Origin of the sequence: Paraburkholderia sp. D15, from assembly GCF_029910215.1 — a bacterium.
In the GTDB taxonomy this organism is placed as follows: Bacteria; Pseudomonadota; Gammaproteobacteria; order Burkholderiales; family Burkholderiaceae; genus Paraburkholderia.
The window spans coordinates 311125-325225 of the sequence record NZ_CP110396.1; the positions used below are offsets into that span (position 1 = coordinate 311125).

Annotated in this window: 20 protein-coding genes; 5 read left to right on the forward strand and 15 right to left on the reverse strand. The window is 60.5% G+C overall.

The features are described 5' to 3' along the window. Nucleotides 1–4: 4 nt before the first annotated feature. The 13 genes from LFL96_RS20945 to LFL96_RS21005 form a co-directional block, all read right to left on the reverse strand. Nucleotides 5–370, reverse strand: a complete 366-nt coding sequence (locus LFL96_RS20945; RefSeq protein WP_281002619.1) for a DUF1566 domain-containing protein — start codon at nucleotides 368–370, stop codon at nucleotides 5–7. Nucleotides 371–464: 94 nt separating this feature from the next. After that, nucleotides 465–1172 (reverse strand): 1-pyrroline-5-carboxylate dehydrogenase, encoded by a 708-nt coding sequence (locus LFL96_RS20950; RefSeq protein ID WP_281002620.1) that lies wholly within the window; start codon nucleotides 1170–1172, stop codon nucleotides 465–467. Continuing rightward, nucleotides 1169–1663, reverse strand: a complete 495-nt coding sequence (locus LFL96_RS20955) for a hypothetical protein (protein ID WP_281002621.1) — start codon at nucleotides 1661–1663, stop codon at nucleotides 1169–1171. The genes LFL96_RS20950 and LFL96_RS20955 overlap by 4 nt, the downstream gene beginning before the upstream one ends. Continuing rightward, nucleotides 1660–2328, reverse strand: coding sequence for an Rmf/CrpP family protein (locus LFL96_RS20960; protein WP_281002622.1), 669 nt, complete (start codon nucleotides 2326–2328; stop codon nucleotides 1660–1662). Before LFL96_RS20960 ends, LFL96_RS20955 begins: the two co-directional genes overlap by 4 nt. Nucleotides 2329–2374: 46 nt before the next feature. Then, nucleotides 2375–2992 (reverse strand): 3'-5' exonuclease, encoded by a 618-nt coding sequence (locus LFL96_RS20965; RefSeq protein ID WP_281002623.1) that lies wholly within the window; start codon nucleotides 2990–2992, stop codon nucleotides 2375–2377. 38 nt (nucleotides 2993–3030) lie between these two features. Continuing rightward, nucleotides 3031–4842 (reverse strand): AAA family ATPase, encoded by a 1812-nt coding sequence (locus tag LFL96_RS20970; RefSeq protein ID WP_281002624.1) that lies wholly within the window; start codon nucleotides 4840–4842, stop codon nucleotides 3031–3033. Nucleotides 4843–4957: 115 nt separating this feature from the next. Beyond that, the gene (locus LFL96_RS20975) at nucleotides 4958–6139 is read right to left on the reverse strand and encodes a hypothetical protein (protein ID WP_281002625.1); all 1182 of its coding nucleotides are present in this window, start codon (nucleotides 6137–6139) and stop codon (nucleotides 4958–4960) included. A gap of 14 nt (nucleotides 6140–6153) precedes the next feature. Next, the gene (locus tag LFL96_RS20980) at nucleotides 6154–6954 is read right to left on the reverse strand and encodes a PD-(D/E)XK nuclease family protein (RefSeq protein ID WP_281002626.1); all 801 of its coding nucleotides are present in this window, start codon (nucleotides 6952–6954) and stop codon (nucleotides 6154–6156) included. Then, the gene (locus tag LFL96_RS20985; RefSeq protein WP_281002627.1) at nucleotides 6954–7118 is read right to left on the reverse strand and encodes a hypothetical protein; all 165 of its coding nucleotides are present in this window, start codon (nucleotides 7116–7118) and stop codon (nucleotides 6954–6956) included. The genes LFL96_RS20980 and LFL96_RS20985 overlap by 1 nt, the downstream gene beginning before the upstream one ends. Next, nucleotides 7115–7303: a hypothetical protein gene (locus LFL96_RS20990; protein WP_281002628.1), complete on the reverse strand. Its 189-nt coding sequence runs from the start codon at nucleotides 7301–7303 to the stop codon at nucleotides 7115–7117. Before LFL96_RS20990 ends, LFL96_RS20985 begins: the two co-directional genes overlap by 4 nt. A gap of 2 nt (nucleotides 7304–7305) precedes the next feature. Beyond that, nucleotides 7306–7581 (reverse strand): hypothetical protein, encoded by a 276-nt coding sequence (locus LFL96_RS20995; protein WP_281002629.1) that lies wholly within the window; start codon nucleotides 7579–7581, stop codon nucleotides 7306–7308. Then, the gene (locus LFL96_RS21000) at nucleotides 7581–7814 is read right to left on the reverse strand and encodes a hypothetical protein (RefSeq protein ID WP_281002630.1); all 234 of its coding nucleotides are present in this window, start codon (nucleotides 7812–7814) and stop codon (nucleotides 7581–7583) included. The genes LFL96_RS20995 and LFL96_RS21000 overlap by 1 nt, the downstream gene beginning before the upstream one ends. A gap of 369 nt (nucleotides 7815–8183) precedes the next feature. Then, a complete protein-coding gene (locus tag LFL96_RS21005; protein ID WP_281002631.1) occupies nucleotides 8184–8570 on the reverse strand; it encodes a hypothetical protein in 387 nt (128 codons plus the stop codon). 159 nt (nucleotides 8571–8729) lie between these two features. Here LFL96_RS21005 and LFL96_RS21010 point away from each other — a divergent pair, with 159 nt between their 5' ends. After that, entirely contained in the window at nucleotides 8730–8930 is a 201-nt protein-coding gene (locus LFL96_RS21010; RefSeq protein ID WP_281002632.1) for a hypothetical protein, read from the forward strand. 433 nt (nucleotides 8931–9363) lie between these two features. Here the strand turns inward: LFL96_RS21010 and LFL96_RS21015 are convergent, their stop codons facing one another. Further along, complete coding sequence (locus tag LFL96_RS21015; protein WP_281002633.1) at nucleotides 9364–9558, reverse strand: hypothetical protein; 195 nt, start codon at nucleotides 9556–9558, stop codon at nucleotides 9364–9366. A gap of 131 nt (nucleotides 9559–9689) precedes the next feature. Beyond that, nucleotides 9690–10466, reverse strand: a complete 777-nt coding sequence (locus LFL96_RS21020; protein WP_281002634.1) for a S24 family peptidase — start codon at nucleotides 10464–10466, stop codon at nucleotides 9690–9692. Between the two features lie 84 nt (nucleotides 10467–10550). Between LFL96_RS21020 and LFL96_RS21025 the strand changes: the two genes are divergently transcribed. The 4 genes from LFL96_RS21025 (at nucleotide 10551) to LFL96_RS21040 (ending at nucleotide 14095) form a co-directional block, all read left to right on the forward strand. Continuing rightward, the gene (locus LFL96_RS21025) at nucleotides 10551–10823 is read left to right on the forward strand and encodes a hypothetical protein (RefSeq protein ID WP_281002635.1); all 273 of its coding nucleotides are present in this window, start codon (nucleotides 10551–10553) and stop codon (nucleotides 10821–10823) included. A gap of 105 nt (nucleotides 10824–10928) precedes the next feature. Further along, nucleotides 10929–11306 (forward strand): XRE family transcriptional regulator, encoded by a 378-nt coding sequence (locus LFL96_RS21030; protein WP_281002636.1) that lies wholly within the window; start codon nucleotides 10929–10931, stop codon nucleotides 11304–11306. Further along, complete coding sequence (locus tag LFL96_RS21035; RefSeq protein WP_281002637.1) at nucleotides 11303–11470, forward strand: hypothetical protein; 168 nt, start codon at nucleotides 11303–11305, stop codon at nucleotides 11468–11470. Before LFL96_RS21030 ends, LFL96_RS21035 begins: the two co-directional genes overlap by 4 nt. Before the next feature lie 123 nt (nucleotides 11471–11593). Then, nucleotides 11594–14095 carry a DNA methyltransferase gene (locus LFL96_RS21040; RefSeq protein WP_281002638.1) on the forward strand — a complete coding sequence of 834 codons (2502 nt, stop codon included), beginning with the start codon at nucleotides 11594–11596 and terminating at the stop codon, nucleotides 14093–14095. The last annotated feature ends 6 nt before the right edge of the window (nucleotides 14096–14101 follow it).

Consider the following 14101-nt stretch of genomic DNA (forward strand, 5'->3'; position numbering starts at 1 on the left):
ATGATTAAATGGGCAATCTGCGGACGGCACGCGCGCGGAGCGCGTTGCCCTTGTGGTTGAGGCTCTGGCTACCGGTGAGGAAGTACTGATACCAGGCCCAACCGGCGTATCCCGTATCCGTGTCGGGCGCGTTCGACCAGTACGCGTCTTTCTGGAACTCGTCGCGGAATCCTGCGAAGAGCATGGCCTGTTCGATGCGGTTCGGCAGATCGCCACCGATGCTCTTGGCCCACTCGAGTTGATCGGCCCACGGCGCATCGTCGTTGTCACCCGGCAGCAGCACGACGTGATAGATGTCGCCGTTCTTGTCACCCACGGCGCCGATGTAGATCTCGCCTTCAGCGAGCGGGGGAATCTGAAGTTGTTGCATTGCTTCTCCTATTTGGGGAAAAAAGCGAGGCGCGCGTACAGGCCGCCTCTTCCAAACACACGCCGCGCCCTTCGGGATAAGCGCGACGCCGTACTTACTGCGAACGCCACTCGGCACCGCGCACGACCCGTCCTACAGGTTCGAGCACCAGCACCTCCGATTCCCTTTCGCTGCGTACAAGCAAATGTGCTCGACGCTGTGCTTTCTCCAGCGTTCTGTGTCGCTTCGGCTCTGCGTGCCGTCCGATGGTGACGAACACCTGGGCCGGCACGAATTCGGCATCGACGATGGTGAGTTCATCGATCTTCTGCTCGAGGGCTGCATTGTTGGCGCGTAGCGTTGCGATCACTTTCTTCTGCGACTCAACCTCAGAACGCTCTGCGTCTAGCGCTGTCATCGCATCAGAAGCGCACTGGATCTTCAGGCGCGCGGCCTCGATCGCGTCTGCGACAGGCGTTACGCTCTTATCGAAATCGACGCCGAGGAGTTCGCATAGATCCCGAACGGAAAGATCGGCCGCGCGAAACTCGTTCGCGACGAGCGACCGCGCCGGGCTGTCCGCCGCCATTTCGACGGGAGCGATCTGGTGCTCCGTTTCAACGGAGACGTTGGACCCAGCGTCAGCGCGTGTCAGCCAGTAGGCGTATTCGCCTTTCCTCATTTCGCGCTCGAGGGTGCCGTCCTTCACCATCCCGTTCAACTCTCGCGACACGTCGAGCTGCGGCAGCCCAAGCTTGTGCGAAATGGTTTTGGCAGTAGATTCCAGAACGGTCCCGAGGTACTTCTCGATGTCTGCTCTCACGATGCCTCCACGTATCCGTAGACGACGAGATCCGGCGCCATGCCTTCATTGAAAACGGCGTCGGCGATTCGCTGCAGGTCGGTTCCGACAGGGACTTTCCCTTTGGCAACCTGATCAACCGTTCGGCTCGCGATCTCCATCGCGCGATCGCGCGTCAGGTTGATCCACACACGTTGACCAATCGCAGGTACATGATCGGGTGCGTACTGATCGAGCGCCCAGTTGACGTGCCGCAGCTTTGGCTCTTTGCACGACGGACACACGAAGCCGAGCGGCGTCACGCCATCGCGGCTGTTCCAGATGCGCTCACGATGCCCGCACTCGCACGCGTACCACATCAGGCAGAAAGCCTCAGCGTGCTGATAGCCGACCGACGGGCGCAGCGCGACGGCGGGTGTAGACTTGCTCCCGTGTTTTTCCGCCTCGCGTGCTGCGGCCCGCCGTCCCTCACGCGCCGAAGGACTGGGTTGTCCGTATCGTTTGCCGTTCATTCCGCAGTACCGCCCTGCTGCTCTTCGTGCCACTGTTTCCAGCCCTTCACCCACGCGATGCTCAGCGCTCCGGCCATGACCGGGCAGTCGCTCTGGGGTTTGCCTTCACTGGCAGCGGTGTATCCGGCTTCCTCGGCTGTGTCGAGTTCTTCCTGAAGAGGCTGGTGGTCGATCTGAAGGCCGTTGCCGTCGACCACGCCGTCACCGGTCGGGCCATTCATCCCGTCGCCGTCCTCGGACGTGTATTCCTTGCCGAGGTCCATCGCGCGTTGGTCGGACTCACCGCGGACTTCGTCCATACCGGCGGTGTGATCGGCGGCGCCAGCGACAACGACCAGCACCGCTTTTCCCTGCGCGTCGTACAACTCATGGAGAGACGGCGCGGCTGCGCTGAACTTGATGACCGCCTTGACGCCGTCCTTGATCGTCACCTGATCCAGATCGCCGGCGACGACCGTGCGCCCCGAACTGGCCAGCACGTGGACGGCCATCTTGATTTGCGACTCCACGCGATCGCGCAGGCGGTCGATTACATCGTTCTGCTTTTTCTCCGACAGCTTTACCCACACGTCGGGCAGAAGCTTGAGTTCGAGCACGAGTGCTTGCAGGAGGTCTTTGCCGACGGTGGCGGCGGTCATTGCGCGGAAGTCTTGGGGTGCGTTCATCGCGTGGTCCTGTGGTTCGAATGGCGGATGTTGGTGGCGTTCGGCCTCAGGCGGCCTTTGCGGCGTGCTGCTTGATGCCGTAATAGACGACCTTGGCGGCATTCACGTCGACCATCGCGTCGTGCGCGCCCTCGAGTTCCTTGCCCGTGAAGTACTTGTAGGCCTCGGCGAGGTTCGGCGACTTCGCGTGCTTGCGGCCGGCCGCGAGCATCTTTGCCGTGGGCGGAAGGTTGATGATCTTCGTGCTTTTGCCTTGCGTGCAGAACGCAGGTGCCGACTTCCACTCATCATGGAATGGATCGTCGTGGTCGAGATGGCGGAAGTACTCGATGCGCAGCATCCGGGCATCGAACGATTCGTTGTGGCCGGCGCGCAGGGAGGCGCGGCGCCAGAGGTCCGTGAACTGGCGGGAAGCATCGGAGATCAGGATGCCCTCGGCGAGGGCGCGCTCGGTCGTGATGCCAGTGAGCTCGGCGAGATCGTCCGGAATCGTCCAGCCGTCAGGCTTGATCAACACGTCGAGCGTCGCGATGGTGTTGCCATTTCGTTCGTCGCACAACTGGGCCGCGAGTTGCGTGACATGCGGCTGAGACGGATCTTCGGACGGCAGATTCCATTGCGGCAAGCCATTCGTTTCCGTGTCGTAGAAGATGATCAGTTCCATGTGTGGGTGTGTCCTTTGGTATGTCGATCGATGGACAGTTACGCGGCTTGTGCAATGTGGGTGGCGAGCAGCTCGCCGTTTTCGATCCAGTGAGCGCGAGTCGTCTGCGCAAGGCCTTCCGGCACCTTCTTCAACGTGCCAAATACCAGCGCGGTCGTGATTTCGCCCTGCGCGGCCATATCGTCGAGAAGCGCGAGCAGATCGCCGCGGCCCGGGATGTCGAGAACATCGAAGCGGTCGAAAGAAACGAGGCGGCTTTCGGACAGCACCGCGATCGTCAGTGCCACGAGCGCATCGACGCGATACTTTTCCGACTCGCTGAGCAGGGAATACAGTCGGTTGCCGGCGCGGATCGCCATGTCTGCTCCGATCTCGGGGACCGCCCAGTTTGCGAACGCCGCCAGCGAAGCGAGTTGACCGTTGATCGGCGCGAGCGCCTTGGCAAGCATGTCGCCCGGGATACCATCCGGCGACAGCGCGTCGGCGATCGCGAGCCACTGTGCGATATCGGTGTGGTGGCCAGTCGCGTCCTTCGTCTTCGTTGCTGCCGATTCGGCGGCACGCTTCGCGTTGTTCAGTTTGTCGAGCTCAGCCCGCAGGTTGGTACGCTGCTCCGTGGCCGCCGTGACGCTGCGGCGTGCGGCGGTCAGGTCTTCGTCCGTGACCTTTTCGAGGTCGGCCTTCAATTTCAGCGATTCGGACGCGGCGCGTGCGGCGGCCAGATCACGCTCATCGTTGGCAACCGCGCGCATCATCAGATCACGCGCCTTGATAAGCTCCGGCACCTTGGCGCGCGCGTCGGCGTCGCCATTGGCACCAGGCTCGCCGTATTGACCGACGTACGCCCCGTACGCGTCCGCAGCAGTCGAGAAATCGTAGTTGTCCCACGGCAGGATCGCGCCGGTATCGCGCTGAACGACACCTTCGCTTTCAGCGATAATCGTCGTGAACTCGCGCACTGCCGTGGCCAGTTCGTGCACCAGGCCTTCGCGCGGCGCGTCGCCGGCACGCTGTTGCGCTTCCAGCAGTGCTGCCTCCGCTAGGGCGAGGTTCTGTTTGTCGGTGGCCAACTTTGCTTCGATGCGCGTGACGTTCTCAGCCAACTCCGCGTTGCGCTCTGCGCTCACGACGGCTGCCGTGTAAGCGTCATGTTTCACTTGCAGCGCCCCGACCTCTTTGTTCGCTGCAGCGAGCCGGCCGTCGACGGCGACCAGTTGCTCCGTGATGTCGGCATGCCGTTTGAGGTCAAACAGCGGCACCTCCGCCTCCCAGCCTTCGCCTTTTTCCGAACCCCACTGCTCTCCAGTCACCGTCTTCCATGCGCCCTTCGCCTCACGCGCCTCGTCTTCGGCGAACTTCACCGCCGCCGGAAAACCGGAGCGCAGCATCGGCAGCACTTTCTCGACCTTTGCCATATCGCATTTGCGCTCGAGCAGCGAACCCTTCACGGCTTCCGGCGTGGCCCGCAGTCCGGTCAGGTCGAACAGGAAGGTACGGCGCTCATCCGCCTTCATGCTGGCAAACATCGAAGGCTCTAGGACATACGGCAGCGCGCCGGTGTACACCTTCAGGCCGCTGTGCTTGCCGTCGGGTAGCGTCAGGCTCGCGGTGCCCTCGTCGGTCTCGACCGACACGAGCGCCTTCTTCGCGCCTTCCGTGACCATCGACGGATAGTCTTTCTTCAATGCCACGCGGGAAACGTCGCCGGTCAGCGCCGCGCTGATCGCCTCGCGCAGGCTGCTCTTGCCAGCACCGTTCGGACCGGCGAAGACAGTAACGGGCGTGTCGATATCGAGATCCACGGCGCGCGCGCCGACGAAATGCTTTGCGGTGATGTGCTGGATACGCATGCTGATTTGCCTCATAAAGTGGTGGGGGCTCGCTGGCGGCGGGCTGCGTAGATTCGCGCGCTGATCGGGACAGCGCTCCATGCGCAGGGGTCCTACCAACAGCCCCCGTTGACGATTACTCGACGCTCGGCGCGGCGCCGCGCGCGCGACGGCCGGCTCTGTCGAACTTTTGACGAAGCGTCGTTGCGAGTGCGCTCAACCGCTCTTCGGCGTCCGGATCCGGGACGTCGGCGATCAGCGCAATCGCTGCGGTCAGTTCATCGGTGTTGTTTGCGGCATTGAGACGTGCCGTGATCTGCGATTCGGAGAGAGGTCCGCCGCCCTGCTCTGCACCTTTCGATGCGGCTGCGGTCGACGGTGCATCCGCGTCGGTTTGCTGTTGTTGCTCAGCGTCGGCGGCTTGTGTCGACTGTGCAGGCCCCGCGCTGTCGACGTCGGTCGCCTGAACGTCGGTAGCGTCCGTCTCTGCGCGACGAGCGGCCGGCGACATCGAAGCGTTGCGCAGCGATTCGACATCGACGGCCAACTTGCCGTCCGCCTGCGGCTCCAGGTCGATGATGTCCTGCGCTTCCTCTGCGGTTTGCAAGCCCATCAGAAGTTCCGGCGCATACAACTTGCCGAAGAAAGCCGCGGAGCGATAACGAAGCATTACTTCGGGCATCGTCATCCACTTGCTTCCGTTCTTCGTGAGCCAGCCTTCGTCGATGGCCATCTGGATGCTGATGGTCGGCGATTCGAGCCGAGCGCCCGTCTCTTTCTCGATCGCCCAGGCGACGCAAGTCTGATGGCGCACCTTGACCTTCTTCTCGACCGCCACTTTCTTGGCCCGACCACCATTAGGCTGGTCCTGCCACTCGGTGGCGGTGTACGCGACCTCTTCCAGATCACCAGCCTTGCTGAGATCGAAACGCAGCGGCGAGTATTTGCCGCACGAGTTGATAGCCGCGATGATGAATTGAGACGACCACGACGGACGTCCCTCGACGATGTACAGGTTCTGCATCACCATCAGCGGGTCGGCGCCCATGCGCTGCGCCATGTTGAGTGCGACAACGCAGTTCGATAGGCCGCTCGGGTTGTCCTCGTAGCCGGTGGCCTTCCCGTATTCCTTGACTTCGGTGCGGGCGCGGTAGGCAACGGGCACGAGCGTGGAATGGGTCAGCATCTTTGCCGCGCGCTGCATGAGCTCGAACGACTGGCTGTTTGCGAAACCCATCTGCACAGCCGGCAGATTGGCGTCGCGATTCGGTTGTTGCGCAACGTCCTGCAACGTGCGCGGTTGTGCGGGGGCGTTCATTGAAAGCGTCCTTTTTATTCGTGATAGATGCAGGTATTCCAGCGCGCGCAATACGTCTTGCTGCACAGGTACGACTGCGGGTTGGGTGGGAAAAGACCGGCGCGAAACATGTCGGCGGCCAGTTGAATCAGGCCCGGCGCTTCATCGGTGCCGATCAGCACGCGGCGCGCGTCAAAAACGGGGCTCACGGCAATCGGCGTCTTTGACGTAGTGCCGAGGCCGATAATCTGGGCGCCGGCCGTACGTTCCTGCGTCGTGTGCTCGTACATCAGTTGGTACGTGCCGGTCTGAGCGGAGCGCGACTTGATATTGGCCTCGCCGTTCGTTACGACGCGCGCGCCCGTCTTCACGTCCGGAATGATCGTGCCGTCGTGCGTTGCCGCGACCCGCGCCCGGTCCATCGTGCCGGTCAGCGTGATCGACACACCGCCGCCGCAATCGATCACCAGCGGCTCGAGAGCCATTTCCACCGCGACGTACTCGAACTGTGGCGCGACTTCGGTGCAGTACTTCGTCGTGAGCACCAGACCGATACGTTCGGCTTCCGTGAACTTGATGTTGTCGTTCGAGAAGTCGACGTCATACTCAGGGTGATGCAGCGTGTCCACAAACACGCCGGCAGCATCGTCCGGGCGAATCTCGCTCTTATTCAGGCGAGCCGTATCGAAAGCTGCCGTGCCGGCGTGCACGCTGGTGCCGAGCAATGCGCGCAGGCCAGCCGGCTTGCGAATGCCGAGCAGATGCTCTCCTTCCCACGAGTAGGCGCAATCGAAGAACTTGCCGAACGACGAGGCGCGGATGCGGAGATCGCTCATCACACGCCTCGGCCGGTTGACGACCACATCTGCAGGCGCAGCGTCGCAGTGTTGGCCTTGTCCTGACCATCGGCCACGTACAACGCGATGAAGCAGGCGCAGATCATGATCGCGGTCGCGATGCGCGGGTGGCGGCGATAGAAGGCGTCGAAGCGGCGGATCATGCGAGGCCTCGAACATTCGTATGCGTGAACACGCGCGCCACGCTCGGCGGCACGTACGCGGTCGAGATCGGCGTGCGCGGCGTCACGCCGCGGCGAACCAGTTCGGCCTTCGCCGCCTGCTGCCGACGCTTCGTGCGCTCGCACAGCATTTCGTGCTTCATATCGAGAACGCGGTCCTTCAGCATGACTACCTCGCGAAAATGGTGATGATGATTGCGACCACCGATCCGACTGCGATCACAGCAACCAGGAAGCCGTATGCGTGATCGAGCTGGCGCAACTGGGCTTCGGTGTATTGGCGGACCGGCTCGCGCTGCACGCCGCGCAGGAATCTCGAAGCGCGGCCGGCAATGCGTTGGAAGAAGTAGCCGTGCGAGCCGCTGTTGGTAGAGCCGCGCATGAATGCCCATGCACACATCGCGATGAACGCCCACACACAGCCAGCGATGACGATTTTGCTCATCACACGTCACCCAGCCGAACGCGGCGAACACCCGGAGCGTGCAACTCGTCGGACAGCACGACGCGGGGCGGCAAAGCCTGTGCGTCCTGACGCTCCCAGTAGGCGTCATCCCACTCGGCTGCGCGCTCTGCCTCGGTCAGCGGAGCGTCTGCATCGTCCATCGACTCGTCCAGCCCGCGATCAGCGCGGCGCTCGAACTGACGATAAATTTCAGCGTTTGCATGCTTACCCATCACAAGCACTCCTATTCGATAGAGGACCGGCACATCCCAGCCCAACTCCTTGATCAACGTGTTACGGCCGACCCTCAGGTGTAGGTGCTCAGCGCTCGTATAAGGCAACGTTTTGCGCCGCGCAACATGTGGGGGACTTCCTGTGACCGAGCCCACCGGCCACCGCAAAGCACCCACACCTGAAAGCCCTGGCTACTGCAGACAGACCAGACTCAAATCCACCGTGCGCCGATAGACATTTCGGTTCAACCAAGGGACGAATGTGTACTCGTCGTACGCGTTGCAGCCCAAGAAGATCCAGTTACTCAATCGCGGCACGGTGCTCATGGCGACCTCACAACAACTTAAGGTTGATCTAGCTTTCTGGCTTCAGATGGCGACGTTGCGGTAGTGCGCGAAGGACTCACCGTCGACGTCGGCCATACCAACGAACTCGGCGACCGGCGCGGCCAGATCGCGCAGCTTCGCGGTGATTGCAGCGTTGTCGATCACGCGCTTTGCCTGCGCCGCTGCACGCGCTTCGACAGCGGCCGCGTTACGCTTGCCCTCTTCCACCATCTCGACTGCGTCGTCCGGGGAGATCTTGTTGAGGCCGTTGTGGGGGATGAACGAGTAGAACTGGGTGCCGTTGGTCAAGATGTAGGCGCCCGGCAGACCATCGCCGCGCGACGCGATCGGCGTGACGACGACCAAGGCGAGAAAACCGACCTTAACGGTCTGACCAACTGCCCACGATTGCTTGCTGTTCTTGACCATGTCCGACTCCCGATGTGTGTTGTGTGCTGCCATGGAGGCTATTAAACACCATGTTTATACACATGTCAAACGCGATGTTTAATTTCCGAGAGGAAATTTGTAACAGGCCGGCGTGCCGGGAAGGAGGTTCTAGAATGAAATCGACAAGCGGAGGCGACCATGACGCCATACGACGTAATCACGATCTTCGAACGCCTCAACGCTGAGGGCCGCGCCGACTTCTCGCTAGACGATACGTGCGCAGCGTTTGCCGGATGGCTGGCGGGAGGATGGAATAACCTGTCGACGCAGGATATAGCTCTGCTGACCGCGGTCGGTGCCGTGCTATGGCGTGAGGGGTTTGCTTTGCGGCAGGCGTAAAAAAGCCCAGCTCGGGGCTGGGCTTGATATCGACATCAGGGGCTATTGCTTGGAAGTCTTGCTACCCACAATGACTCGAATCATCCCAAGGACAGGGATTCCGACCATTGCGACACTTACTGCTGCTGGCGCATGCAGGGCTACACACGCTACCGCGCCTCCGATTGAACTGATGGATATGATTCCACCGATCCAGTGCCCCCGGCGCGTATCACGGGCCATCACGCGCAGGCGTTCGGATTCATGCCCTATCCGATGCGCTTGCTCGGCCTCGACCATCGCCATTATGCGATTCGCACCATCCGGGATAATTTCGTTAAACTGCTGGAGCGCGCCGGGCGGTGGCAATGGCCCACTCCAGCTCATATTCATGCTGGAGTGGGCTTGTTGACTTTGAATCGGTTTAGGGTTTGCTGGCGCAGGGCGAGCGGGATTATTTCTGCTTGGTGGTTTTGCCATGCTCTCGCTGGATCACTCGCCGGAAGTCGTTCCCAACATTCTTGACGTCGCCGCGAAGACGCTCGACATCTGTGCCGCTTACCTTAGGGTAGCTGACAGCCGTAAAAATGCTGCCAGGAAAAGCCATTCCTTCGAGGATGCCGGCTACAAACGCAGATTTCTTACGCATGTTGGGCTCTCCGTTGGTTTACTTGCAAGTGTTACTAACACTTTGACGGCATTGTAGCCCGAAAGTTTAGCCTGCTGCACACGGGGTTTGTGCGGCGCGACACATGAACGCGTCGCGCACACGTGCGCCTGTCAGTAGCCGCCTACGAACTTGCCCTTCACCACGCCACAGATTGATGCATTTCCATTGACCTCGAAGATGCGATTTGGCCAATTCGGGTTGAGCGCCTTTAGATACTTGCGATCGCCTTCGATGATCAGTTGTTTAAACGTCGCTTCAGCCTCATCGTCCAACCGGACGACAACGAGCGAACCGTTCACGGCCGGCGCATGCGGATCGATGAGCGCCAGCTCTCCATGTCTGAAAGACTTCGGTTCAGCTGGGTCATACATACTCTCTCCGCGCACTCTCAAATAGTACGAAGATTTAGAAACGCTGACGGGCGCCCCCAGCCATGCTTCAGCGTCCCCCGGTGCGAAGTTATCCACAATAGTCTCCCAGGCTCCGGCCTGTACCCAGGAGATCAGCGGGTATTTCCCCTTGATGTCTGGCCCAGGCTCTGTGTTCGAGTCATCTAGATTACGGCCCTGCCTGGTGGGCGATTTAACAATTACGCCATCTTTTGATGCCGTGATTGATGCATGGTGGGTATGCGTTTTGTGATCAGTCGAACCGGCAAAAACGTCGCCAGTGCCGTCCTCAATCCACGTCGCGCTGATTCCCAAAATCTTTTGAGCCGCCAACCGGCCCACTTTGGACACGCCGTTTCCACGGTACGACCAATTATTAATCGTTTGCTCACTTTGGTTGAGCGCGCGCGCAAGATCGGCCGGCCCTTCAATCTCGGGCCGGACTTTTTTTGCCGCGCTGAAAAGACGCTTCGCCGTCTCGTGCATCGCTTTGTTCATGGCGAGATTGTGGCCTGAGTAAACGTCTTGTTGATACACGTAGTGTTTGCCTTTTGCTTAAACATGGTGTTTAATAAAGGCACTATGAGCAAACACCCCGACCTGCACCCCGATAGCGCAATTATCGACGCCCACGGCGGACCCGCGAAGCTGGCTGAAAAGCTGGGCTACGACAAGTCCGGTGGTGTGCAACGCATCCAGAACTGGAGAACGCGCGGGATACCCGACAAGGTCAAGGTTGCATTCCCTGAACTGTTCATGACCGACCTTATCGACCGCATCAAGTCGAGTGACGACACTCAAGCGCCAGTCGGCGGCACAGGCGGCAAGGAAAAATTTTCGAAGCTGTTGGCGTAGCACGTAGTAGTCCTGTTTTTCTGATTTGGCTGACCTCGGGTCAGCCTTTATTTGGCCCGGTGCGTAACCGGTTAGGCAACAGGTTAGTCGATTGGATTTTTCTAAATGAACAACAAAAACAACGAACTACCGATGATGGGCGGAATGCTCTCGGGGTCGGCGTTTTTACCGACCGAAGAGGTTTCGAAGTGCGCGAGCTTTCGTGATGCTGTCCTTCTGGCGTGGCGCAGCCGCCGCGCGATGGGCATGACGAAAGCTCGTCTCGCCGAAGTCTGCGAACTGCTTCCCCAGCATCTCTCCGATTACCTCAGCAACGACGAGGTGAATCCGAAGGGACAGCGCCGGCGCTCGTTACCGGCAGACAAGATCGCAGCGTTCGAGGCGGCTGTCGGCAACCGGGCGATCACTCAATACCTCGTCCGTCAGGTCAACCTGAACCTGATGGAGGAGTGGCAGGCCCAGATGGCCAAGAAGGTGGCATGAAGTACGAGGATGCGAAAAAAATCTGTGCCGATGCATTTGCCGCGGTTCGCAGACAGGGGACAAAAGATGTGGAGCGCGCGATCGCAATGCGCGCGAGTAACGACAAGGAACTGATGCAGGCGCTGTGCGTTGTAGCAGCTCACACGGCCTCTGCTCAGCGCTGAATTCACGTAGACACCGAACAACGCGAAGGTGACCAGCATGCGCGGTCTGATTGTATTTTCTTCGATCCTTTTGGGATTGATGTTGATCGCGTGCGCGATAGGTGCCGCGCTCGAGGTATGCCAATGAGCGCTCCGGATTACACCGCCTTCCTGCGGCAGAAGATCAAGATGGCCAACTTCGCGGGTTTCCGCGTCGAATTGACCGCACTCCACGAGTGCCTGTACTCGCACCAACGCGACATCGTCCAGTGGGCAGTGCTCGGCGGCAACCGCGCGATTTTCGCGAAGTTCGGGCTCGGCAAATCCGTGATGCAGTGCGAGTGGTTACGACAGATCATCGCGGCGGGCGGCGGCATCGGTCTCATCGTCTGCCCGCTCGGCGTGCGCCAGGAACTCATCCGCGACGCACTGATGCTCGGCATGGAACTCCGGTTTATCCGGAGCGCCGCCGAGATCGTCGACGGTCACGTCTTCTACCTCACGAATTACGAGACGATCCGCGAGGGGAAGCTCGACCCTGCGCTGTTCACTGCGGTCAGTCTCGATGAAGCCAGCGTGTTGCGCAGCTTCGGCAGCAAGACGTATCAGGAATTTCTACCGCTCTTCGAGGCAGTGAGATTCAAGTTGGTCAACACGGCCACGCCGAGCCCGAACCGTTTCAAGGAACTGATTCACTACGCCGGCTTCCTCGGCGTAATGGACACAGGTCAGGCGCTCACGCGCTTCTTCCAGCGCGACAGCGAGAAAGCCGGGAACCTGACGCTCTATCCGCACAAGGAACAGGAGTTCTGGCTGTGGGTGTCGAGCTGGGCCGTGTTCATCCAGTTCCCCAGCGATCTCGGCTATAGCGACGAAGGCTACGACCTGCCCGAGTTGGACGTTCGCTATCACGAAGTGCCCACCGATTATGCGAAAGCCGGCGCGGACCGCGACGGCCAGACACTGATGTTTCAGGACCCGGCGCTTGGCCTGAGCGCCGCCGCCGCAGAGAAGCGCGATAGCTTGCCCGCGCGCGTGGCGAAAGTGGGCGAGATCGTCGCTGCAGATCCGGACGACCACTTCATCATCTGGCACGACCTCGAATCCGAACGCCACGGCATCCAGGCAGCGGTGCCCGACGTGACGAGCGTGTGGGGCACTCAGGACCTCGACGAGCGCGAACAGCGCATCGTGGATTTCGGGAACGGCAAATACCGCCGTCTTTCGACGAAGCCGGTGATCGCAGGAAGCGGCTGCAACTTCCAGCGCTTCTGCCACCGTGCAATTTTCGCCGGCATCGGCTTCAAGTTTAACGACTTCATCCAGGCCATCCACCGGATTCAGCGATTCCAGCAGAAGCATCGCGTTCGCATCGACGTCGTGTACAGCGAAGCCGAGCGCGAAGTACTTCGCACGCTTCAGCAGAAGTGGGTGCAGCACGACGAAATGGTGCAGAAGATGACCGAAATCATTCGAAAATACGGCCTGAATCAGTTGGCCATGCAGGAAACCCTCGCCCGCTCAATCGGCGTGGAACGCATCGAGGTGTCAAGCAGCCGCTTCACGGTCGCTAACAACGACTGCGTCGAAGAGGCGAAGCTGCAGCCGGAGAATCACGTCGACCTGATCGTTACATCGATCCCGTTCGCGAATCACTACGAGTACTCGCCGAGCTACAACGACTTCGGCCACACCGACGACAACGCTCACTTCTGGGCGCAGATGGATTTTCTGACGCCCCAGTTGCTGCGCATCCTGAAGCCGGGTCGCATCTACGCATGCCACGTGAAAGACCGGATTCAGTTCGGCAACGTGACGGGCGCCGGCATTCCCACCGTCAGCCCGTTTCATGCCGAAGCACTCTTCCACGGCATCAAACACGGTTTCGACTACTGCGGAATGATCACCGTCAACACCGACGTCGTCCGCGAGAACAATCAGACCTATCGCCTCTCGTACAGCGAAATGTGCAAGGACGGCTCGAAGATGGGCGTCGGCTCTCCGGAATACATCCTCCTGTTTCATAAGCCGCAGACCGACCGCTCGAAGGGCTACGCCGACGTGCCGGTACGCAAGAGCAAAGACGATTACAGCCTCGCGCGCTGGCAGATCGACGCGCACGCATTCTGGCGATCGAGCGGCAACCGGCTGATCACTGCGGACGAACTGGCCGCTCTCGGACCGGACCGGCTGGCGAGTCTTTTCACGAAGTACTCGCTTGAAAACATCTACGACTATGAATTTCACGTCCGGATCGGCGAGGAACTGCAAGCCGACGGGCATCTGCCGACGAAATTCATGAGCCTGTCACCCGGCTCCCACCATCCGGACATCTGGCACGACGTCACACGCATGCTGACGCTGAATGGCGATCAGGCGAAGCGCGCCGTCGAGAAGCACGTGTGCCCGCTGCAGTTCGACATCGTCGACCGGCTCATCGACCGGTACAGCAACCGAGACGAGCTCGTGTACGACCCGTTCTGCGGCCTCGGTACCGTTCCCTACCGCGCGATCCTCAAAGGGCGCCGCGGTGGTGGCTCGGAACTCAACTCGACCTACTTCATGGACCAGGTCCATTACCTGAGATCAGCCGAGCGCGAGTTTTCCATGCCGTCGCTATTCGACGGAATTGAAATCACCGCATAAGGCTTG

What these genes read in the sequence shown, in the direction of transcription:
- LFL96_RS20945 (WP_281002619.1), bottom strand. Translation starts at nt 370, where the DNA reads ATGCAACAACTTCAGATTCCCCCGCTCGCTGAAGGCGAGATCTACATC.
- LFL96_RS20955 (WP_281002621.1), bottom strand. Translation starts at nt 1,663, where the DNA reads ATGAACGGCAAACGATACGGACAACCCAGTCCTTCGGCGCGTGAGGGA.
- LFL96_RS20960 (WP_281002622.1), bottom strand. Translation starts at nt 2,328, where the DNA reads ATGAACGCACCCCAAGACTTCCGCGCAATGACCGCCGCCACCGTCGGC.
- LFL96_RS20965 (WP_281002623.1), bottom strand. Translation starts at nt 2,992, where the DNA reads ATGGAACTGATCATCTTCTACGACACGGAAACGAATGGCTTGCCGCAA.
- LFL96_RS20970 (WP_281002624.1), bottom strand. Translation starts at nt 4,842, where the DNA reads ATGCGTATCCAGCACATCACCGCAAAGCATTTCGTCGGCGCGCGCGCC.
- LFL96_RS20975 (WP_281002625.1), bottom strand. Translation starts at nt 6,139, where the DNA reads ATGAACGCCCCCGCACAACCGCGCACGTTGCAGGACGTTGCGCAACAA.
- LFL96_RS20980 (WP_281002626.1), bottom strand. Translation starts at nt 6,954, where the DNA reads ATGAGCGATCTCCGCATCCGCGCCTCGTCGTTCGGCAAGTTCTTCGAT.
- LFL96_RS20985 (WP_281002627.1), bottom strand. Translation starts at nt 7,118, where the DNA reads ATGATCCGCCGCTTCGACGCCTTCTATCGCCGCCACCCGCGCATCGCG.
- LFL96_RS20990 (WP_281002628.1), bottom strand. Translation starts at nt 7,303, where the DNA reads ATGCTGAAGGACCGCGTTCTCGATATGAAGCACGAAATGCTGTGCGAG.
- LFL96_RS20995 (WP_281002629.1), bottom strand. Translation starts at nt 7,581, where the DNA reads ATGAGCAAAATCGTCATCGCTGGCTGTGTGTGGGCGTTCATCGCGATG.
- LFL96_RS21000 (WP_281002630.1), bottom strand. Translation starts at nt 7,814, where the DNA reads ATGGGTAAGCATGCAAACGCTGAAATTTATCGTCAGTTCGAGCGCCGC.
- LFL96_RS21005 (WP_281002631.1), bottom strand. Translation starts at nt 8,570, where the DNA reads ATGGTCAAGAACAGCAAGCAATCGTGGGCAGTTGGTCAGACCGTTAAG.
- LFL96_RS21010 (WP_281002632.1), top strand. Translation starts at nt 8,730, where the DNA reads ATGACGCCATACGACGTAATCACGATCTTCGAACGCCTCAACGCTGAG.
- LFL96_RS21015 (WP_281002633.1), bottom strand. Translation starts at nt 9,558, where the DNA reads ATGCGTAAGAAATCTGCGTTTGTAGCCGGCATCCTCGAAGGAATGGCT.
- LFL96_RS21020 (WP_281002634.1), bottom strand. Translation starts at nt 10,466, where the DNA reads ATGAACAAAGCGATGCACGAGACGGCGAAGCGTCTTTTCAGCGCGGCA.
- LFL96_RS21025 (WP_281002635.1), top strand. Translation starts at nt 10,551, where the DNA reads ATGAGCAAACACCCCGACCTGCACCCCGATAGCGCAATTATCGACGCC.
- LFL96_RS21030 (WP_281002636.1), top strand. Translation starts at nt 10,929, where the DNA reads ATGAACAACAAAAACAACGAACTACCGATGATGGGCGGAATGCTCTCG.
- LFL96_RS21035 (WP_281002637.1), top strand. Translation starts at nt 11,303, where the DNA reads ATGAAGTACGAGGATGCGAAAAAAATCTGTGCCGATGCATTTGCCGCG.
- LFL96_RS21040 (WP_281002638.1), top strand. Translation starts at nt 11,594, where the DNA reads ATGAGCGCTCCGGATTACACCGCCTTCCTGCGGCAGAAGATCAAGATG.